22 protein-coding genes are annotated in these 21,132 nt (G+C 38.2%); 11 read left to right on the forward strand and 11 right to left on the reverse strand.

Translation table 11 applies throughout. The features are described 5' to 3' along the window. Nucleotides 1-60 precede the first annotated feature (60 nt). Nucleotides 61-501, forward strand: a complete 441-nt coding sequence (locus H5118_RS10615; protein WP_182715998.1) for a type II toxin-antitoxin system RatA family toxin — start codon at nt 61-63, stop codon at nt 499-501. Next, complete coding sequence (locus H5118_RS10620) at nt 498-821, forward strand: RnfH family protein (protein ID WP_182748781.1); 324 nt, start codon at nt 498-500, stop codon at nt 819-821. The genes H5118_RS10615 and H5118_RS10620 overlap by 4 nt, the downstream gene beginning before the upstream one ends. Before the next feature lie 134 nt (nt 822-955). On the opposite strand, the gene H5118_RS10625 is transcribed toward H5118_RS10620, so the two are convergent. Then, entirely contained in the window at nt 956-1,315 is a 360-nt protein-coding gene (locus tag H5118_RS10625) for an outer membrane protein assembly factor BamE (protein ID WP_182748783.1), read from the reverse strand. Nucleotides 1,316-1,422: 107 nt separating this feature from the next. Here H5118_RS10625 and H5118_RS10630 point away from each other — a divergent pair, with 107 nt between their 5' ends. Next, nucleotides 1,423-1,752 (forward strand): GIY-YIG nuclease family protein, encoded by a 330-nt coding sequence (locus H5118_RS10630; protein WP_024594786.1) that lies wholly within the window; start codon nt 1,423-1,425, stop codon nt 1,750-1,752. A gap of 94 nt (nt 1,753-1,846) precedes the next feature. On the opposite strand, the gene H5118_RS10635 is transcribed toward H5118_RS10630, so the two are convergent. Beyond that, the gene (locus H5118_RS10635; RefSeq protein WP_182737838.1) at nt 1,847-3,766 is read right to left on the reverse strand and encodes a methyl-accepting chemotaxis protein; all 1,920 of its coding nucleotides are present in this window, start codon (nt 3,764-3,766) and stop codon (nt 1,847-1,849) included. A 192-nt stretch (nt 3,767-3,958) separates the two neighbouring features. Continuing rightward, the gene (gene ilvC / locus H5118_RS10640; RefSeq protein ID WP_182724519.1) at nt 3,959-5,431 is read right to left on the reverse strand and encodes a ketol-acid reductoisomerase; all 1,473 of its coding nucleotides are present in this window, start codon (nt 5,429-5,431) and stop codon (nt 3,959-3,961) included. A gap of 138 nt (nt 5,432-5,569) precedes the next feature. Between ilvC and ilvY the strand changes: the two genes are divergently transcribed. The 6 genes from ilvY (at nt 5,570) to H5118_RS10670 (ending at nt 11,214) form a co-directional block, all read left to right on the forward strand. Further along, the gene (ilvY, locus tag H5118_RS10645; RefSeq protein ID WP_024594947.1) at nt 5,570-6,475 is read left to right on the forward strand and encodes an HTH-type transcriptional activator IlvY; all 906 of its coding nucleotides are present in this window, start codon (nt 5,570-5,572) and stop codon (nt 6,473-6,475) included. Between the two features lie 116 nt (nt 6,476-6,591). After that, entirely contained in the window at nt 6,592-7,638 is a 1,047-nt protein-coding gene (locus H5118_RS10650) for a GGDEF domain-containing protein (RefSeq protein ID WP_024594946.1), read from the forward strand. Between the two features lie 401 nt (nt 7,639-8,039). After that, entirely contained in the window at nt 8,040-8,852 is an 813-nt protein-coding gene (locus H5118_RS10655; protein ID WP_024594945.1) for a MipA/OmpV family protein, read from the forward strand. A 1-nt stretch (nt 8,853) separates the two neighbouring features. Further along, on the forward strand, nt 8,854-9,234 hold the full coding sequence (locus H5118_RS10660) for a DUF3019 domain-containing protein (protein WP_024594944.1): 381 nt from the start codon (nt 8,854-8,856) through the stop codon (nt 9,232-9,234). A 14-nt stretch (nt 9,235-9,248) separates the two neighbouring features. After that, nucleotides 9,249-9,941, forward strand: coding sequence for a response regulator (locus H5118_RS10665; protein ID WP_024589922.1), 693 nt, complete (start codon nt 9,249-9,251; stop codon nt 9,939-9,941). A 25-nt stretch (nt 9,942-9,966) separates the two neighbouring features. After that, nucleotides 9,967-11,214, forward strand: coding sequence for an ATP-binding protein (locus tag H5118_RS10670; RefSeq protein ID WP_024606184.1), 1,248 nt, complete (start codon nt 9,967-9,969; stop codon nt 11,212-11,214). 91 nt (nt 11,215-11,305) lie between these two features. On the opposite strand, the gene H5118_RS10675 is transcribed toward H5118_RS10670, so the two are convergent. Together H5118_RS10675 and H5118_RS10680 are read right to left on the reverse strand one after the other, a co-directional pair. Continuing rightward, entirely contained in the window at nt 11,306-11,527 is a 222-nt protein-coding gene (locus H5118_RS10675; protein ID WP_024594942.1) for a DUF3820 family protein, read from the reverse strand. 350 nt (nt 11,528-11,877) lie between these two features. After that, complete coding sequence (locus tag H5118_RS10680) at nt 11,878-13,452, reverse strand: cation:proton antiporter family protein (protein WP_004335737.1); 1,575 nt, start codon at nt 13,450-13,452, stop codon at nt 11,878-11,880. Nucleotides 13,453-13,718: 266 nt separating this feature from the next. Here H5118_RS10680 and H5118_RS10685 point away from each other — a divergent pair, with 266 nt between their 5' ends. Further along, nucleotides 13,719-14,462, forward strand: a complete 744-nt coding sequence (locus H5118_RS10685) for a sporulation protein (protein ID WP_004335740.1) — start codon at nt 13,719-13,721, stop codon at nt 14,460-14,462. A gap of 69 nt (nt 14,463-14,531) precedes the next feature. After that, the gene (locus H5118_RS10690; protein ID WP_004335742.1) at nt 14,532-14,981 is read left to right on the forward strand and encodes a GNAT family N-acetyltransferase; all 450 of its coding nucleotides are present in this window, start codon (nt 14,532-14,534) and stop codon (nt 14,979-14,981) included. 78 nt (nt 14,982-15,059) lie between these two features. Here the strand turns inward: H5118_RS10690 and H5118_RS10695 are convergent, their stop codons facing one another. From H5118_RS10695 to H5118_RS10720, 6 genes are all read right to left on the reverse strand, one after another. Further along, nucleotides 15,060-16,415, reverse strand: coding sequence for a sodium-dependent transporter (locus H5118_RS10695; RefSeq protein WP_182748785.1), 1,356 nt, complete (start codon nt 16,413-16,415; stop codon nt 15,060-15,062). A 204-nt stretch (nt 16,416-16,619) separates the two neighbouring features. After that, entirely contained in the window at nt 16,620-17,912 is a 1,293-nt protein-coding gene (locus tag H5118_RS10700; protein ID WP_182682682.1) for a HAMP domain-containing sensor histidine kinase, read from the reverse strand. 19 nt (nt 17,913-17,931) lie between these two features. Then, complete coding sequence (locus H5118_RS10705; RefSeq protein ID WP_182748787.1) at nt 17,932-18,636, reverse strand: response regulator transcription factor; 705 nt, start codon at nt 18,634-18,636, stop codon at nt 17,932-17,934. Between the two features lie 24 nt (nt 18,637-18,660). After that, nucleotides 18,661-19,044 carry a DUF3019 domain-containing protein gene (locus H5118_RS10710; protein ID WP_024597091.1) on the reverse strand — a complete coding sequence of 128 codons (384 nt, stop codon included), beginning with the start codon at nt 19,042-19,044 and terminating at the stop codon, nt 18,661-18,663. Then, complete coding sequence (locus H5118_RS10715; protein WP_259395072.1) at nt 19,034-19,816, reverse strand: MipA/OmpV family protein; 783 nt, start codon at nt 19,814-19,816, stop codon at nt 19,034-19,036. Before H5118_RS10715 ends, H5118_RS10710 begins: the two co-directional genes overlap by 11 nt. A gap of 478 nt (nt 19,817-20,294) precedes the next feature. Then, on the reverse strand, nt 20,295-21,098 hold the full coding sequence (locus tag H5118_RS10720) for a hypothetical protein (RefSeq protein WP_182748789.1): 804 nt from the start codon (nt 21,096-21,098) through the stop codon (nt 20,295-20,297). Between the last annotated feature and the right edge of the window lie 34 nt (nt 21,099-21,132).

The raw sequence follows: 21,132 nt of genomic DNA on the forward strand, positions 1-21,132 counted from the left end.
TGAAAATTTGGGGAAACGCGCAAAGCTTGCTAAAATTCGCCCACACAGTTGGGAGTGAGTATGCCACAAATAGAAAAAAGTGCGCTGGTTATGTACAGCACTAAAGAGATGTTTGATCTAGTTAATGATGTAGAAGCTTATTCGCAGTTTTTACCAAATTGCTCAGACTCAAAAATTGTTTCACAGCATGATAATAACATGACCGCGAGTTTAGAAATATCCAAGGCGGGTATAAAAAAGTGGTTTACCACCGAAAACACCTTTGTTGATGAGCAAACAGTGTTACTAAGCCTTGTTGATGGACCATTTAAGATGTTAAAAGGACGTTGGCACTTTCAAGAGCTTGACGCCAAAGCATGTAAAGTTCACTTGCAACTAGAATTTGAATTTTCAAGTAAGTTAATAGAGCTTGCCTTTGGTAAGATTTTTAACGATGTTGCAAAAAATATGGTGAGTGCATTTACTCAACGTGCAAAACAGGTTTATGGAGCGAGAGCATGATTAATGTTGAGGTGGTATTTGCATTACCAACCACGGCCACGTGTTTATCAATTGAAGTGCCACTAGGGACTACAGTAGAACAGGCTGTTATTCAGTCAGGTATTATACAAAAGTGCCCTGAGATAGATGCTACATCGCTAACTTTAGGTGTGTGGAATCGAACTGTAAAAGCTAACTATGAGTTAAAAGACGGTGACCGTATAGAAATATATCGTCCATTAGTTGCAGACCCTAAAGATGCGCGTAGAAAGCGTGCAGAAAAAGCTAAAGAAGAAGGGCGTGCAAATAAAATAACGGGTGGCCGCCCACTCGAAAAGTAACGAAAATCGGTATAAACGTGGAAAAAATTTAACGGATTAAATCACACGCTAACGTTGTTTAAAATGGTAAAAGCTTTTAAATAAACCAATAAAAAAGGTGAGCCATGCTCACCTTTTTTTACCACTTGAGAAATTTATTGCTCGAGCGGTGTAGTAAAGTTTTCAGGTTGGTCATAATCACCTGAAATTGAAACTAACTTTTCATTTTCAAAGTTAATTACTAACTCTTTATTTTGCTCGTTTTTACGGCCCTTATTAAAGCTGTAAATATAACGCCAAGTATTGTTATCAAAGGTGTCCTCGGCAATAGGTCTGCCTAATACGTAAACAACTTGCTCTCGAGTCATATTTACACGAAGTTTTTCAACATCCGATTGCTCTAAAAAGTTGCCTTGGGGGATGTTAATTCGGTATACCCAGCTAGAGCAACCTGCTGCTGAGCTAAGTGTTAAAGCAACGATAAGCCAAAGAGAAAAAGTTTTTAACGACTGCATTGTTAGTTGTGATCCTTATTTTTTATAATCTGCATGATACCGATTAGTCACTGAAGGTAAAACCCTTTTAAGCAATTGTTTTATGTTAAGGGCGTTAAGGTAATGTTTTGACCATAAATAATGAAAAAAGTTTACAGCACATCGAAACGAATATTTTAAAAACGGAGTCTACTTGGTTTTTATATATAGTTGAGACACGATTTGGTCATTGGTACACAGGGATCACGACTAATGTTGAAAAACGCTTTGCAACTCATCAAGCCGGCAAAGGGGCCAAAAACCTTAGAGGGAAAGGGCCGCTTTTACTTATTCATCAACAACAAGTTGGTAATAAAAGTGAAGCAAGTAAACTTGAGTATCAATTAAAAAAGCTCCCTAGGGCCAAAAAAGAAGCATACGTTTTAGCATTTAATACCGGCGACACTAAAATCATTTAGTTAATTTATTTAGATTAAACCGTATTCGCTGTGGGCAAAAGCTAGCTTTTAATATAGCTTTTGCTCACAAAGGAAATATAGCAGTTATAGCTGCTTAGCGATGTTTTTCAAAGGTAGCGACAAGTGCATCGAGTGTTTGAGCGCTGTTTGCCAAGTCACGAATAGCTTGCTCTGTATTGATTTGCTCGCTCATTGCTTTATCGCTAATTTCACTTATTTGCTCTATGTTACGACCTACATCAGCAACCACATTACTTTGCTGCTCAGTTGCAGTTGCAATAAGCGTAGCCATATCGTTTATTTGATTAGCTGTTTCGGCTATCGCATCGAGTAATTCTACTGAGCTTTGCATGGCTCCAACGCTTTGCTGCGCTTTATCTTTTGATTGGCTAATATCGTTAACTACATCATCAGATATTCTTGTAAGCTCTTCAATCATAGATTGAATTTCGGTGGTTGATTGCGATGTACGGTTTGCCAGAGCGCGTACTTCATCAGCAACAACAGCAAAGCCTCGGCCGTGCTCACCTGCGCGAGCAGATTCAATTGCCGCGTTTAAAGCAAGTAGATTAGTCTGATCCGATATCCCTCTAATTGAATCCACAATACTTGCTATATCAACCGTTTTTTTAGAAAGCAAAGTAACTTGCTCTGTTATGCCATCAATATCGCTAGCTAGGGCTGAGATAGTTGCCTGGCTTTGTAATACTTGTTTGTGGCTTTGAATGGTGTTCTCACGGCTGTTATCGGTTAACTTAGCTGTATTCGCTGCGCTTTGTGCTATTTCTTGCACTGTAGCGCCCATTTCGTTGATAGCTGCAGCGACAGATATTGTTTGCTCTTTTTGATTATCAATTGCTTGCGAGTTTCGTTTTGCCTGTTCAAATACATGATCAGAACTTTGGCGAATATCGTGGCTTTCACTGGCAACTTGAGTAATCGCTGTTTCTATTTTATTTATAAACTGGTTAAAGCCATTACTTAGATTGTTGAGCTCTGGTTGGCTTGATTCTGGTAAGCGGTACGCTAAGTTTGCATCGCCAGAGCCTAAGCGTGAAAATAACTCAGCCATTTTAGAAAGTGGAGATGAAAGAGAGCGAGCAAGTAAGTAACTAATCAAGCTAGCAACTAACGCGGTAATTACTGTAAAAGTAAATATTTGCCATTGTAGGGTGTTTACACTTGCGAATACTTCACTTTTTGGTACTTGAGCTACAACATATAAGTCAGTGTTTTTAATTGGGGTTGCAGCTATAAGAGTAGGTTCGCCATTTAAGCTAATTTCTTCTAGTGCAAAGCCATTACTATTAAATAGTTGGCTGTGAATATTTGCAGTATATAAATCGTCAATATTTGCTTTTGCTACTTTATTGGCATCTTTATGAAGTTGAATTAATCCATTTTTATCTGCAATAAATACAAAACCTGTTTGCTCAATTTTAAATTGCTGTAATAGCTTTTGCATATCAGTGATGCTTTTTGCAAGACCTGCTAAACCAGTACCATTAGCTTGCTGATGATTTACAAACATTTTCACATCATTGGCTGACTCTTGATAAATACTGATAGAATAAGGTTGTTTTGATTGTTTGAACGCAAAAAACCAGCCATCAGCTGTATCGTTTTTTAACACACGCAAAAAACCATTTTGGTTCCAGTACTGTGCAGTGTCTCTATTTGCCCAAGATGCTGTTGCTAAATCGTATTGCTGGGCAACACGATTTAATTCTTTTAATAATAAAGTGTCGTCTTGATTACTAGACTGAGCCCATTGTAAAACAAATTCGTTTGATGATAGTTGCTGAGCAGCACCAAGTAACTCGTTAATTTCACCGCCTATATGATTACTGATTGTTTGCAGTTTACTAGGTAGCTCTGACTCGATCATACGTTGCTCAATTATGTCTTTAGAGCTGTATAAAGAGGTCAAGCCAATCAGTGCCGCTACGCATATAGCAATAACACTGCCTAAAGCTGTGATTTTTTGAGTAATAGAAAGGTTTTGTATCGTCATGATATTAATTAATTTTACAACTGAGTAGAGGACTATACTAGCACATTATTTATTTAGAGCTAGATATTGCCTACTGTGAAATGAATAGAAGGTAGCGTGTTATGGTTAAATTTTTATGAATATGCATAAAAAAGCCCATAAGCAAAGCATATGGGCTTGGTTTCTAACAAGCGAAACATTTATCGTTTAGGGTTAAACAATCTTTTTCATTGCTGACATGTAGCCACGTAATTTAGCACCTACTTTTTCAACTGGGTGTTCACGAAGGGCGGCGTTAATTTGAATTAATGTTTGGTTATCAACTTGGTTACAGTGCTCGCCAAGGCCTTTACCAATAACATCTGTATCAATTTTTTTCATAAAATCTGCAAGTAATGGTAAACATGCATGGTTATATAGGTAACATCCATACTCTGCAGTGTCAGAAATTGTACGGTTCATTTCAAAAAGCTTTTTGCGTGCAATAGTATTAGCAATTAATGGCGTTTCATGTAAAGACTCGTAGTAAGCTGACTCTTCAATAATACCGGCTGCTGTCATGGTTTCAAAAGCAAGTTCAACACCTGCTTTTACCATTGCTACCATTAAAATACCGTTATCAAAAAATTCCTGTTCTGAGATTTCTACATCGCCAGCAGGGGTCTTTTCAAAGTTAGTCTCTGCTGTTTCAGCGCGCCATTTAAGTAAGTTTACGTCATCGTTATTCCAGTCTTCCATCATAGTGCGTGAGAAAGTGCCGTCGATGATGTCATCTTGATGCTTATTATAAAGCGGGCGCATAATTAGTTTTAGCTCTTCGCTTAGTTCGAACGCTTTTACTTTTGCAGGGTTTGAAAGGCGGTCAAGCATGTTTGTAACGCCGCCGTACTTAAGTGCTTCGGTAATTACTTCCCAGCCGTATTGAATTAGCTTTGATGCATAACCCGCATCAACGCCTTTTTCTATCATTTTATCAAAACATAAAATAGAGCCAGTTTGTAACATGCCACATAAAATGGTTTGCTCGCCCATTAGGTCTGACTTAACTTCAGCAATAAATGATGATTTAAGTACACCTGCACGGTGTCCGCCAGTCCCTGCTGCATACGCTTTAGCTTGTGCTAAACCATGACCTTGAGGGTCATTTTCTGGGTGAACAGCAATTAGAGTTGGTACACCAAAACCGCGTTTGTATTCTTCACGTACTTCAGAACCAGGACACTTAGGCGCAACCATGATTACAGTAATGTCTTCACGTACTTGCATGCCTTCTTCAACAATATTAAAGCCATGAGAGTAGGCAAGTGTAGAGCCTTTTTTCATAAGCGGCATAATTGCACTTACTACAGCAGTATGTTGCTTATCTGGTGTTAAATTAAGTACTACATCAGCTGTTGGGATTAGTTCTTCGTAAGTGCCAACAGTAAAGCCGTTTTCAGATGCGTTCAAAAATGATTGGCGACGCTCAGAAATAGCTGATGCGCGTAATGTGTAAGAAACATCTAAACCAGAGTCACGTAAGTTTAAGCCTTGGTTTAAACCTTGTGCGCCACAGCCTACAATAACTAGTTTTTTACCTTTAAGTGCATCAACGCCATCGGCAAATTCGCCTGCGTCCATAAATTCACATTGCGCTAATTGCGCTAATTGCTCGCGTAAAGGTAAGGTATTGAAATAATTCGCCATTGTTAGTGTCCTATAAAGTCATGTTTGTTAGATGCGCAATGTTTACTGCGCTTACAAACACCATATGTAAAATCGTTGCTTGCGTAAAATGATATATTTGAATTAAAGTGTTTCATAATATGAAATGCAGGGGGTTGGATGGAACATAAGCACTTAAACTACTTTTTAGCGTTGGCTAAAACACTTCACTTTGGGCGCGCAAGTGAGCTTTGCCACATAAGCGCACCCACTTTGAGCCGAAATATAAAACATTTGGAAGAAGAAGTTGGAGTAGCATTGTTTATCCGCGATAACCGAAGCGTTAAATTAACGCGTGAGGGGGAGTCCTTTATTGATTACGCAACGGCAACGCTTGCTAATTGGCAACGTTTTAAAACGAATGTAAAAGACCCACAACAGCATATTTACGGCAAAGTAAGTATTTATTGTTCTGTAACTGCATCTTATAGTTTTTTACATCAAATATTAGAACAACTTCGTGCGCAGCATCAGTACATAGAAATAACATTAAATACCGGTGACCCAGCACTTGCTATAAATCGTGTCCTAGATGGCCACGAATTAATGGCAATTGCAGCTAAGCCTAATAAATTACCGTCGCAAATTGCCTTTGTTGATATTGGGCACTCACCACTTTTATTAATTGGCCCAAAAATTCAATGTCCGATCACACAAAAGCTTACACAAAATAGTGATGACATTAATTGGTCTGATTTAGAGTTTATTGTCCCAGAACAAGGTTTTTCTCGCCAAAGGTTAGAGCACTGGTGGCGCAAAAATAATATTCACGGAAAAATCTACGCCCAAGTTGCAGGACATGAAGCAATGGTATCTATGGTGAGCTTAGGGCTAGGCGTCGCAATGGTCCCTAAAATAGTGCTAGATAATAGCCCGCTGCAGGATAAGGTACAAATACTAACACCAAAAATGCAAGCACCTGAAGGGTTTGATATCGGTTTAGCGGTATTAAGAAAAGAGTTAAATGACCCTGCAATCAGTGCGTTGTGGAATATTGCGCAAACTTTAGAAGCAAAAGCAATTTAATATGCACACAGAGCAAGCAAATTAGTTAAATAGTATTAATATAGGTTGCGTATGAGTTTACTATTACTTAACATTGAGTGCTAATAATAAAAACAATGACGCTTGAGAGTTTATTTATGAACCACGCCGTATCACTTGCTCATTCTGCTCAATGCCTTAAAAAGGCGATTCCTTTGATGGTAAAATACCGCATGCCGGTTACGCCTATCAACTATGCAATTTGGTACTGTTACATTCAAGGGAGTAACCCTTCATTAAATGCTGAATTAGACCATGTTATTGCTGAGCAACAAACATGCTCACAAGACAAAGCAAAAGAAATTTTTGATAAGCATTTAACGCAAGACGATCTGGCTTTCTTTCAAGAAATGACTGAAAAGTTCCATACAACTATGGAGCAAGTCCAGCAAGATATAAGCACCACGCTTGAGCATTCCAAAAGCTTTACAACAAGTTTAGTTGATTCACAAAATGAATTAAATATGCTTGCTGATGTAAATTCTTATAATGAAATATTAGGTTGTGTAGAGCGCTTAACCGACGATTCTATTGCTATGCAGGATTATGCTAGAGAATTTCAAACTAAGTTAGCTGTTGCTTACAACGAAATAAAAGATTTAAAAGAAGCACTTAATATTTCAAAAGAAGCAGCTGATACCGACACGCTTACGGGGTTTTATAACCGAGGTAAGTTTGATTCAGATATCGTAAAATTTTGTTTTGAATACTCAGAGAAAGCACAGGAAGATTCTCTTGCCGTACTAATTATGTTTGATATTGATCACTTTAAACGTTTTAACGATGACTTTGGTCATCAAAAGGGTGACGAAGTGTTGAGGTTAGTTGCCAAAAAAGTGAGAGAAAATACAACTGAAACAGCAAATATATATAGATACGGTGGCGAAGAGTTTTGTATAACAGCTTATTTTGACACTATTAACGATATAATAGCGTTTGCCGATTGTATACGTTTAGCTATTGCGAAATTAGCGATTCGTAAAAAGCATGATATAACAGCTAAACGTGCTATTTCTGCAAGTTTTGGTTTAGCTATTTTACGTCCATTTACTAATAGCTCAGTTTTAGTTGAGCGTGCAGATAGAGCCTTATATATCGCAAAAACACATGGCCGAAACCGAATAGAAATAGCCCCTGATATTTAATAAGCATCAGAAGCTTGATTTATTACGGCTAAAGCCGCTATTAACTTTGGTAACCTAGTAGCTTGTAAGGTTAATAAAAAAAAGTTGTTAGAGTTGGCTTCCTGCAGATTTTATTTGAATTAAAGCATTTGCGAGGTTATCCCTCATTTCCAAAGTTTCTCAAAGCAGTGCCAGCTTAGCCAACGCACATAACTAATTTTAAGGGTTTGTCACTTCAAAAACACAAAAGTTAACATTTGTGTATACAAATTGTGAATAATTGTAACCAGCTAGAGCTAGTTTAAAAAGACCTTGCTAGTATGGGGAACTTACTTAATTTAATACTTTGATGTACGCTGATGCGGTATTCCTTCTCCTTATTAACTGCTCTATGTTTTAGCACTTTGTTTGCTTGCCTTTCGGTGCAAGCAACACAGGCAAGCAAGCATGCTGACGATTATACAGAGCAAGATATAACAACTGATCGCCTGCATTTGAGTTTAAGCGTTGGGGCTGGAGTTATAACCAACCCTTTGCATGGTGGAGATAATATTCCGCTTGTGCTTATTCCACAAATTGCGTTTTATGCAGAGCAATGGTTTTTTGATAATGGCCGCCTTGGCTATTCATTTTCACAATCCCCAAAGCATCACTTTAATCTAGTTAGTGAACTCAACTCTGAATCTCGCTTTTTTATAGACTGGCACCCTAAAAATGTATTTGCATTGCAAAGTAGTGCTCTTAATAATCAGTTTGTAATGCAAAATGAAGCCTCGTCCTCTCGCTACGCTGATATTGATAATTTGCATAAACGGCAAATTGCCTTGGATGCGGGTATTGCATATCACTATGTAAATGATGACCATGTTTTTTCAGTTCAGGCTCTGCATGATATAACCGATGTTTATCGAGGTGTACGCGGTGCATTGCAGTGGCAATATCATACTGTGCTAGGAAAGCTTAAAATAAAGCCAACACTTGGAATAAACTATAAATCTGCGGAACTAAATAGCTATTTTTATGGACTTAATGAGGGTGAAACTCAATTTGGCAAAATAGACGTTGGTAGTAGTTGGCAACCTTATGCTAAAATCGACGCCCGTTGGCCACTGAGTAAGGCTGACTCTCTTCGTTTTCATGTAGCATATTACGACTATTCGGCTATGGATGGCAGTCCGCTCTTTGAACGTACTTATTCAATGACTGCATTTATAGGATTCGATCGTACTTTTTAATATGAAGTATTCAATATTAGTTGTGTTTATTACCACTTTTTTTAGTGGTTTTAGTGTGGCACAAACCCCTGTTTTTAGTGTTTCTCCAAAGGTCTGCGTGGTTTCCGAACAGCAGGATTTTTGCGATCTTGATTTACAGTTTAAATGGCTATTAAACACCTATAGTGATGTCTGTTTGTATCAACAAGAACAACTACTTCAATGCTGGCAGCAGCAGCGTTCTGGGCAATTTAATTATAAAGCGCGTGTTCAGGTGGAGACCATATACTCCTTAATCAATCCTCATACGGGTGTGTTAATAGCAAAAACACAGGTTGAAGTACAAAGCGCCCATGCTAAAAAAAATAGGCGTAGGCTTCGCTCTCCGTGGAGCTTTTTTTAATTTAGGAGCAACTAATGCCAAAAATTTTACTTGTTGAAGATGATCTCGGTTTACAACAGCTAACAAAAGATTACCTTGAACATAATGGCCTTGAAGTCGAAGTGTTAGAGCGTGGTGACGAAGTGTTTAATTACCTAGAAAACAATACACCCGATTTAATGATTCTAGACGTTATGCTGCCAGGTAAAGATGGCTTTAGCGTTTGCCGCCAAGTAAGAGATAAATTTACTCTACCAATTTTAATGTTGACTGCTAAAGGTGAAGACTTCGACCAAGTGCTTGGTTTAGAACTTGGTGCTGATGATTATGTAATAAAACCAGCAGAGCCACGTGTATTACTAGCGCGGATCAATGCATTACTACGACGTGGGCAACCAATAGTAAAGTCTAGTGAAGAACTGCAGTTTGGTGATTTAGTCATCGATAAAACAAGCCGTATTGTAAAACTAAGTGATTCAGAGATTGTATTAACTTCGCACGAGTTTGAACTACTATGGCTATTAGCGTCAAATGCGGGTGAAGTACTAAGCAGAGAACATGTGCACCAACATATGATTGGCCGTCAATACGACGGACTTGATAGAACTGTGGATGTACGCGTATCACGAATTCGTAAAAAATTAGGCGATAATAGTGATAAGCCGTATCGTATAAAAACCGTATGGGGACAAGGCTATTTATTTGTTTCTGATGCATGGGATCTTTAGAACTATTTAAGGTTAATCGGCTGTAATGGGAAAACTGTTTACCAGCTTATACTTATATATCATTGTTTCATTATTTGTTGTAAGTGGTGTTATTGAGCAGCTGTGGCCCTATGAAGAGTCGCAGCAGCAGGTCTTCTTAGACGATGAGTTTGGGCAATCACTGTGGTTGCTTTCACAAACCCCAAATGGTCTTAAAAAACTAAAGCATAACTTTGAAAGTAAAGTGATTGAACGACGTGATTTAATACTTCCTCAAAAACAACAATCGCAGCTAAATCAAAACCACTACTTATATTTGTATGATAAGCAACAACGCATTGTTTGGTATGTAGATCTCGGTAATGATTCATTACTTCAAGTAGGACCGGTAGGCGTATTAACGCAAGAATCATCTTCTGTTTGGCCGTATTTATTACTACTTATTATTGTAGGTATACCAGTTGGGCTATGGAGCTTTTTACTCTGGCGTGACTTTGCAAAGCTACGTAAAGCGTGTGAAGCGGTAGAGGGTTTGCAAGACTTTCAACTAAATGACTCTTCTAAGTCTTTCTTTTTACCTATAACTGATACATTAAAGGTAATGCAGCAACGTATTGAGTTTTTACTTAGTGCGCAGCAAGAGCTTACCTCATCGGTGTCGCATGAGTTTAGAACACCACTAGCACGTTTAAAGTTTGCAATAGTCATGCTACAAGAACAAATGCTTGACGAAAAAGGCGAAAAATACCTAACAAACATGCAAACAGACATTAGCGAGCTTGAGTCACTTGTCTCTGAAATGCTTGAATACGCGCGATTAGACTCTCAACAACCAAGTTTACAGCCAATAAACTGCGATTTAGCTGGGCTGGTAAAAACCACTGTTGAAAAGCTAAATTTTGAAGCTAGAACAACGCTCTCTATAAACCTCCCTGAGCATTTAAACTACTACTGTGATAGCCACTTTATGGCGCGAGTATTTCAAAATTTAATTGGCAATGCGCTCAAATACACTCATCAACAAGTCAAAATTTCATTGCTACAAGAGGCAACTCACATCGTATTGATTGTTGAAGATGATGGTGAAGGGATTGACCCCGTTGAGCGAGAAAACGTATTTAAGCCTTTTACTCGATTAGATAAAAGTAGAGGCAAGGACACTGGTGGCTTTGGTTTAGGGCTTGCTATAGTTGCTAAAATTGTGTCGTGGCACCAAGGAGAGTGTAAAGCAGAAAGCTCAAGCTTAGGTGGTGCTAAATTTATTGTATATTTACCTCTTAAATTTAAGACATAAAAAAAGCGCCTAAGGCGCTTTTTTTGCGGTTAAAAACCAAAATCAACAAGTAGCAATATAATAGACCGCAAGTATTTAAAAAAGTTCTCAATTATTTTTTATTTTTTTCAAGTAATGGCATTAACATTTGCTCAAGGCCATTTAGTTTAACCTCATACATCATCGCTAGTTGGCTACCAAGTTTCGAGTTAGGAAATCCCTGCTGTTTGAACCACACCAAATAAGGTTCTGGTAGTAGTAATAAAGGGCGCCCAGCATATTTCCCAAAAGGCATCGTTGTATTTACAGCTATTTTTAATTGTTTTGGATCCATAAGAGTTACTTAGGTTTTAAAGTCTGCGTAAGTGTAAGGGATTTTAGAAATATAAAATAGGCTGTGACGGGCAAGAAACAGCCTATTTTGCGAGGGAGTAGGCCCTCTGATTTAATAATTTTTTGTTGATTAATATAAACCTAGTTGAACTTTAATTAGCTGGGATCTAATTAAGTTATTATTAGAACATGGGGTTTTATTTAACCAACATGGATAGTCTACCTGTTTTTTATGGTCGTGGTGAAATGGCTTGTAAAGGAATGTAAATAGAATTGCTTTTCATTTAAAAACTAATAACAAAGCCTTAATGATTTTAAGGCTTTGTTATTTATAGACGTTATAAAAAGTGATTATTCGTTAAATAGCTCTTGTTTAACGTGCTCTGCAAAACCACTACCTGCTTCTAAGTAAAAGTTATAAGTAGAATGAACACCCATTTCTTCTAGCTCTTTTTGTTGATCAGGGTAGTTTGCAATAGCTGTTACTTGGCCTTTATAACCTGAGGCTTGTAGTTGCTCTAGCGCAAAAATATTTTGCATATGCTTTGGCATTGCAAGCATGACCATTTCTACTTGCGAATGATTTACTCGTTGCCAAAAGTCAGGATCTGTTGCATCAGCAATTAATACGTTGCGGCCTCTGTTAACGTGCTTATCTACCACTTCAGGTTTTATATCTATGCCTGCAACAACATTTGGGTGAGTCGCGTTGATTGTTTCATAAGCACCAGTACCAATACGTCCCATACCAAAAATGACTATTTTAGTATCGTTTAGGTTAACAGGTAGCTCTTCAGCTAAACGAGTTTTGCTTTCAAACTTTAATAGCCAGTGCTCTATTTTTACGTATAGCTCGTTTGAGCGCTTATTTAACGGCGAGGCAATTACAAAGGTAATAGAAACAGCAATTGCCATTACGGCCAGCCACTCAGAAGTGATCATGCCTGTGCTAGCTGCTACTGCACATACAATTAACCCAAATTCGCTGTAGTTAGATAAACTAAAGGCGGTAAGTAATGATGTACGTGCGCGTAGTTTGAATATATTTGTGAATACGTAATAAAGCGCTATTTTAATAGGTAAAACTAAAACAAGTATAATAGCAACGATTAATGAGCTAGTGGTTAGCTCTGCGCTCAAGCCAATACTTAAGAAAAAACCGACTAATAATATGTCTTTTAAATTAAGCAGAGATTTTGATAGTTCTCCTGCTTTTTTATGTGGTGCAAACATCATCCCAATTATGAGTGCGCCTAGGTCGCCTTTTAATCCTGCAAATTCAAATGCATGATAACCAGCAACTAAAGCAAAGAAAAAACCAAATAATGGTAATAGTTCACCATGTTTAGAGCGATTTAATACGCCATACATGACAGGTCGTAATAAAGGCAGAGCAATTATTAATGCAATTGCCCATACATTTGGAATTTTACCTGTACTAATCGCTAAAAAGATAACAGCAAAGATATCTTGCATGACTAGTATACCAATGGCTATTTTACCGTGAAGGCTTGCCATTTCTCCGCGTTCTTCAAGCACTTTTACTGCAAATACAGTACTTGAAAAACTAAGCGCAAACCCAACTAATAAAGCACTTTGCCAACTTAAATCAATAAACAGTGGAATAGCGAAAACACCAAGCAATAACATAAAGCCACTAAAAAGCGCGCTGCTAAAAATAATATGCAATGTTGCAGGCGCCCACACTTGGGGTTTAATTAAACTGTTTACCTTTAGCTTTAAACCAATACTAAAAAGAAGAAGGGTTACGCCAAGTGCTGCTATTGTATCGAGCAACTCTGTACTTTTATAACCCGATAAATTTAAAGCAAAACCTGCTAATAAAAATCCAATAAGAGGAGGCAGCTTTAACTGATAAACAGCAAAGCCACACACAAACGCGGCGGCAAAATAGATTAGTTCCATAATTCTTAATATCACTTCATTTGGGGTTGCAGTGTAACGAAAAATTTATACCATTGAAAATAAAAATAGACCTAAAAATGAACGCGTCTAATCAAATACTTGCCTAGCTGTGTATAAAAAATGCGCATCAAACATATATTTAATCGTAAATAGCATGTAAATAACATTTTTTCACTGACATTGGCTTTTAAATATGGTTAAGATGAGATAACGAAGAAGTTTAAGCAAGAGCAAATAATAGAACCGCTCAGCTTAAGGAGAAATATATGTTTAAAAAGATTTTAGCGTCGGTAGGTATTGGTGCTGCAAAAGTAGATACTGTTTTAGAGACTGAACACCTACAACCTGGTCAGCTTTTTAATGCACAAATAGTCATTACCGCAGGTGATGTTAGCCAAGATATTGCAGGCTTAGATTTATTACTTATGACCCGTGTTAAAGTGGCAGGTGATGATGGCGATTATTTTACCAATCATGTGATTGACCAATGGCGAATTACAGATATAGGTACAATTGAGCCTGGCGAAGTTAAAAGTATCCCTTTTGAAGCACGTCTTCATTCTGAAACACCTATTACAGAAATTAATGCAGGTTACAATCAATCTCATGTGTGGCTTGAAACAGGTTTAGATATTGATTTAGCACTTGATCCGAGCGATAAAGACCATTTACATATTTACCCTAATGAAGCTGTTAAAACGTGCATGCAGGCGATGGAAAAGCTAGGTTTTAGCTTAATGAAAGCTGATGTAGAAAAAGGCCATTTGCGCGCTTCAACATTTCAATCGTTATCGGGCTGTTATCAGGAACTTGAATATAAGCCAAATAGCCGTAGTTTATTTGGCATTCAAGAGATCGAGTTGTCATTTGTACCAGAGGCACATAAAACACACGTGCTTATAGAGCTAGACAGGGCCTTTAGAGGCGATGGTTATGTAGATTTAACGATAGAGCATGACCACGTGAATTTATCGCAGTTGTGCGACCAACTAGAGCGCTTATTTGCTTAATATAAACTAACAAGTGAATAATTTTATTAAACCCGGCCTAGGCTGGGTTTATTGTTTATAGGATTTAAAATGCAATTTAAATGTGAGCAGTTTAATGCTTTAGATGCGCATACTCTTTTTACTATTATGCGAGGACGTGTAGACGTATTTGTTGTAGAGCAGGCGTGCCCTTACCCTGAACTTGATGATGTAGATATTGATTTAAATACACAGCATTTATATACACTAGACAATGGGCGGCTACACACTTATGCCCGATGCTATGAAAAAAATGAGCAATACAGCGCAATAGGGCGCGTGCTGGTAAGTAAAAGTGCGCGTGGCAAAGGCGACGCCACTGTACTTGTAAGTAAAGCTATAGAATGCTGTAAAGAGCGGTGGCCTGAACGAGATATTTATATTGGCGCACAAACCTACTTACTTGATTTTTACCGCTCCTTTGGCTTTGAAGATTACAAAAGTGAATATCTAGAAGACGGTATACCTCATCAAGATATGATTTTAAAACTCACTCAATAAATCCAATTTAAGCAGCTATAAAAAAGCCCACTAATGTGGGCTATTTTATTTAAAACTATTTTAAGGCTAAGGTATCATTTAGCTCAATAGTGAATGTAAAAACACCATGCCAATAGCAAGTGGACATACAAACTTAGTATACCAAGGCCATATTTTCCAAAACAATGTATTGTGAACTTCAGGGTTACCCTCTTGAATTGCTTTTAGTAATGAGCCTCTATACCAAATCCAGCCTGCAAATATACAACACATAAGACCAAGTAAAGGCTGAGCTACTTTTGTAGTGAGAGTGATTACTAAGCCAAATAAGCTGCTAAGGTTACACACAATTGTAATACTGACGATAGCGATTAGCGCCCCAATTAACCACGTTGCTTGAACGCGTTTCATCCCAAAGCGCTCTACGGTGTATGATACTGGCGCCTCTAACATTGAAATAGATGATGTTAAAGCGGCAATACTCATTAACGCAAAAAATGAAAAACCCACAAATAAGCCAACTTCGCCCATTCCATCAAATAAAGCGGGGAGTACCTGAAACACTAATGTATCTTCAGAGAGTAGCTTACCCGTTGTGGCCGAGAATATTTCAACGCCTTGAGCTTGTGCTACGTACATAGCCGGAATAATCAGTAAACCTGCAACAAAGGCTATAAATACATCAATAAGGGTTACATAGGCACCTAAAGAAACGAGGTTTTCTTTTTTACTAATGTACGAGCCGTAAATAATCATTACGCTAGTGCCAAGCGATAGTGAGAAGAAAGCTTGCCCTAGTGCACTTACTAATAGTTTTGCGTCAAAAATAGATGAAAAGTCAGGAACTAAGTAGGCTTTTAAGCCTTCCATAGCACCATCTTGCGTCATCACATAAGCAATAAGTGCAAATAAAATGCCTAAAAGTGCAGGCATTAAACGCTTAGACCACTTCTCAATACCGTTTTCAACGCCTCTACTTATAATAGCGACTGTTAGTACGATAAAGATCATAGTGAATATAATATTTCGAGTAAGTGATTGCTCGCTTAACCATGTAGATGCTGTGTTGGCACCAACTAAAGTGGCTATGGGTTCAGCTGTGGCGCTGAGCATCCAACCGGCAACAATGGCGTAAAAGCTTAGTATAAAGCCAGCACATAAAATACCGCCAAAACCAACAGCAAAGGCAAAGTGTTTTTGCCATGGCTTATTAGATATTTTTTGAAGTGATGACACTGCGTTTGCTTGGCCATGACGTCCAATCATCAGTTCAGCCATTAAAGCGGGGTAGGCTAAAAAGAACGCAAGCACTAAATATGCGACTAAAAATGCAGCACCGCCATTACTTGCTGTTTGTGTAGGGAATCCCCAAATATTGCCCAAACCAACGGCAGAACCCGCGGCGGCCATAATAAAACCAAAGCGAGAGCTAAACTCGCCTCTAACTGCGCTCATATTATTGTACTTCTCTATTGTGTGACGGCGGTGACAATCTACTGGAAATGTAAAAAAATAAAAAGTGCTTATTTGCTGATCTAGCACAAATTAATAAGTAAAGTGTATGTTATAACCATCGATTTTAATTGTTGTTATTAAGTCGTTTAAAATAACGAGTTGATTTTGTTTAATAATTGTTAATTACAGTCTGTAACTATTGCTTTACGGATTATGGTGCTGTGCAATAGTGAGAGTAAAGCACGCCCCCCCTAACTGGGTGCTTTTACTTACTTTAACGCTGCCATGATGCCAATCAGCTACCTTGGTAACAATGGCTAGGCCAAGGCCATAACTCTTATCGGCTCTGTTACGGTGATCTTCCTCTCTAAAAAATGGGCTAAATACATTACTAAAGTTCTCTTGTGCGATACCAGGGCCGTCATCTTCTACCGTTATTATAAGCTGTTGCTCGTGTAACTTTGCACTGAGGTAAATATGTTGGTTTGCAAAATCACATGCGTTAGTTAATAAGTTAGTAATTGCACGAGCCAGCCAGTGAAGATCTGCATTTATTATTTTATCTGTACTATTGAGCTGTACGTTGAGCATTTGCATTTCAAGTTTTGGTGCAAGTTGAACTAAAATATCTTCAAGGTAGGATTTAATATTGGTTGATGAATAGGTTAGTTTATTCGCGTTTTGCTCTAAAGTAGCAAATGCTAAATAGCTACTAAGCATCGATTCCATATGATCTAAATCGTTTTCCATACGGGTTAAATACTGTTTTACTTTTTGCTCATCATGGCTATCTAATGCCGCATCTAAACCAAATCGCAGGCACGCGATAGGGGTGCGGATGTCGTGAGACAAGCTCGAGGCCATTAGTTTGTTTTCGGCGACAAGTTTCTCTATTTGGCTAGCCATGCGGTTAAAAGTAAGCTCTACATCTTTTATATAGGTAAAGTGCGATACCTTTATTCGGGCTTGAACATTACCAGAGGCAAACTTTTTAGCGGCTTCATTTAAGACAGTTAGCCGTTTAGCTAAGGGCGCGATAATAAACCCCATAAATACACATAGGCCTGCGTAAAATAGTAGAGTTAATATAATGTCGTTATGCTGCTCGCTATCAAAAATTTTATCTAATCGCATTGATAAGTGAAAAGGATTCAAAACGTCGCTACTATAAAGCATATAAAAGCCTTGCTGATCCTCTAAAATCAGCCCACCTGGCGTGTGCATTTGTAATAATAAAGAAGGTGGTAAGGCGAGTGACTCATTTGGCTTGTAGTCAATTAAAACATCAAACTCTCGGGCTAGTTGTTTTACATAATCGCTGCGCTCAGATGTAGGTATGTTAGCTAACTGCTTATTAAAACCCATGATCATTTTACTTTGCTGACTAAATTCATCTTGTGGGGTATGCGCTTGTTGACTAAAAGCATCAATAAGCCAGCCCAATACCACAATAGATAAAAGTGCACTGCCTAGAAGCGATATATAAAACTTTTTCATTTATTTATTCATCGCTCTATTACCACGCGGTAGAAACAAGTAAATATCCACGGCCCCAAATAGTTTTAATTTTTTCGGGGTTTTGTGGATCATCATTAAATTTTTTACGAAGTGCAGAAATAAGTACATCAACACTTCTATCAAGCCCGTCGTACTCTCTACCTTTCGTTGCTTTAAATACGGCATCGCGTGAGACAACTTGACCTGCATTGCTTGCAAGGTAGTGTAATAATAGATATTCGGCGCTTGATATGTTTATATCTTGCTCGTTAAGGGTCACATTTCTAGATTCGGTATTAATACTAAGTGCACCAACTTGAATAATGCTTTGGCTAACCTGTGGCTTATTTGGCTCATTGTTTTGACGCAGTGCTGCTTTTATTCGCGCTAGCAATGCACGTGGACGCACCGGTTTCATTATGTAATCGCTTGCGCCAACTTCTAAACCAATAACTTCATCCATCTCTTCATCGCGTGCGGTGAGCATTATAATAGGCGAATTATAAAAGCTACGAAGCTCTCTACATACGCTAATACCATCTTGCCCCGGGAGCATAATATCAAGGAGCACAATATTTGGGTTTAACGTTTTGACCTGGCTAACAACTTCGTCACCACGATGACAAACATGCGTTGTATAGCCTTGCTCTGTTAAATATTCAGCAACCCATTGCGCTAGTGATGCATCGTCTTCAACAAGTAAAATAGTGCCGTAGTTATCCATAAAATATCCCTAATACGATTGGTATTAAAATAGTCGCCAGCGGCGTTTTTTTTGTCTGTTTTGATAAACCCACTGTAGTTTTACTTCTGCTGTACTGATGACTTTGGATGTATTGCTATCAAATAGTTCAAATGAAATGCTTTGCTGTGAGTCAAAAGCATAATTAAAAGTACCACTTTGTTGCTTTAGCCAACATTGCATAATGTACTTTGAAGTTGCATCGCGTAGGCAGTAATTACCAATGATAGGCTGCTCCCACGTAAGTGTAACATCGGCATAGCAATTACGCCCTTCGCGCAGTGCAACGCAAGTGTCGGGTAGTGCTATGAGTGCTTCAGGGGGGTCCTGCGCTTTAACAGTAAAGGTACTGGGAAAGATCAGTAATACCCAGATCCATCTAAAATACATAACGTAGGCCTACCTTGGCTTTATGTTGATATCCTTGGGAAATAATTGGACTGTCGTCAATTTCTTTTGAAAACCATGTAGTAAGCCAACCGGATAAAAACACCCAATCTTGGCTTATTGGATATTCAGCATGGAACTCAAAGATAATACTAGTACTGGCATTGCTGCTATAAATCGGGCGAAGGCTGGTGGCTTCATCGCTATCAATGCCAAAGTAATAATTTGTAAAGTCAGCAGAGTAGGCGCTTAAACCAACACCAGATCTAAACTCCCAGTTTCGCCATGGCAAAATGTGGGTAAAAAAGCTATTTATAACCCAGCCATTATGGGCACCAGATACGTCATGAAGGTATTCAAAGGAGAATTGTGAATTTTCAAATCGGCGCGAGAGCCTAAGACCAACATCAAAATCGTAATTACGTTTTTTAATACCTTGGAGTTCTTTTATAACACCGTGGTTATAAAACCCGAGGCCTTTTTCGTCAAACCCGGCTTGAGTATTTGTGCCAAGTATATCTAAGCCCCAATCAAATTTATCTATAAGGCTGTAACCAATTACAAGACCACCGCTGAGTTGATTGTGATCAAAATCAAGATAAAATTTATCGTAAGAAACAGCAAGACTTAAATCAAGCTCAACGCCTTTATCGTAAGATTCGATACCGATTAGGTAAGAATCTTCAATATAAAAGCCCGCACCTGCACTCCAATCCCACGCAAAGCCTTGGGTTGGTTCTAACGTATTGTCTGCATAATAGCGATTACTTGCCATACTTGTGGTGCTAAAAATAAAGCAAAAAAGCAATGTTATGCTAACTAAAGTATGGTTAAGCAAAGTGTTTTTCATCCCTATGGGGCCTAATTATTATTTGTTATTAAGCGTAGTATATTGTTAATTCGTTCCTTTAATCTGTAAAAAAATGTAGTAAGTGTTAGGTCTGTTGAACTTTCAAGGTTAAATTTTCAGCAGTCTGTTTGGTATTTAGGCAAGGCAGAGCCTATGCAGTGTGGCTATTCCCCATAAATGGGCGATAACGTAGCATTAATGCCAAACAGGCGCTGCCCAAAGTGTTTTTCCTAAGGGCTATTTACGCTTTGTTGCTCGGTTTTTACTTATTCTTACATGGATGTAAGCCATTAGAATAACGCAGGAGCAGTTATCGAGCCCACTAGGTCACAAACCTAGCGCCGCGATTAAATAGCCCCTAGTTTGAACAAATTTTAATTCGTAAAGATCAACAGACCCTAATTTACTGAACTTTAATTTTATCGATTAATATACTGCTTAAGTAAAACTGCATCATAGGCGTTAATGCGCTTACTTCTGTTCTGTTACATGGACCACTAAGCTTGGCAAGGCTAGATAACTTTGACAACGTTTTGTACTGAGGAATTTGAATGTCTTTTCCAAGTCTTTCCATGCGGGCTTCATCAGTATTTTGCTGATGGACAAAAGCGACAACCTCAAGCTCATTAGTTATTTTTTGCTCTTCGGTGAAACTATAAACTAGTGGCTCACGATGAAAACTTGCACTATCAATAGAAGATTTAGCAAACCAAACAACACCACCCGATGCTTTGTGTGTGAGGCGCATACTTACTTGTGCAAATATTGCAGCACATTCCTGAGTTGGGTATTGCTGAGCAATATCTGAATATAATGTAAAAGGGTTCTCAGGTTGCTTTATTGCGTACTTAACATCGTCAGTGAAAGTTAAATCAAGTTGCTGAATAGTTAGTGTGTAGTCGCTGTTATTTTTAGTGGTTACTTTTAGCTGTTTATCGTTAAGTGCTTGGCTAATTTGCGATAAAAGTTTATCGGTTACACTTGCCTTATCGGTAATAATTTTTACTGTTTGGTTTCTAACTACCTTATGTGCAGGAAGTTGAACGGATTTAACTTTTGGGGATGAGTGTTCTGTGGTGTACTCAAGCTGGTAGGTCTGACTTTTTAATGTTGGCTTTAATGGCATAGCCAGTGGCTCGGCCGGCTGCTTTGTAAGAGTACAACCAGTTGATAATATAACAAAAAGTGACACAACTAAAAAACGCATAAGTACTAAACACTCACTAAAAACCAAATAATCG

This window comes from Pseudoalteromonas sp. SR41-1, from assembly GCF_014164015.1.
In the GTDB taxonomy this organism is placed as follows: domain Bacteria; phylum Pseudomonadota; class Gammaproteobacteria; order Enterobacterales; family Alteromonadaceae; genus Pseudoalteromonas; species Pseudoalteromonas distincta.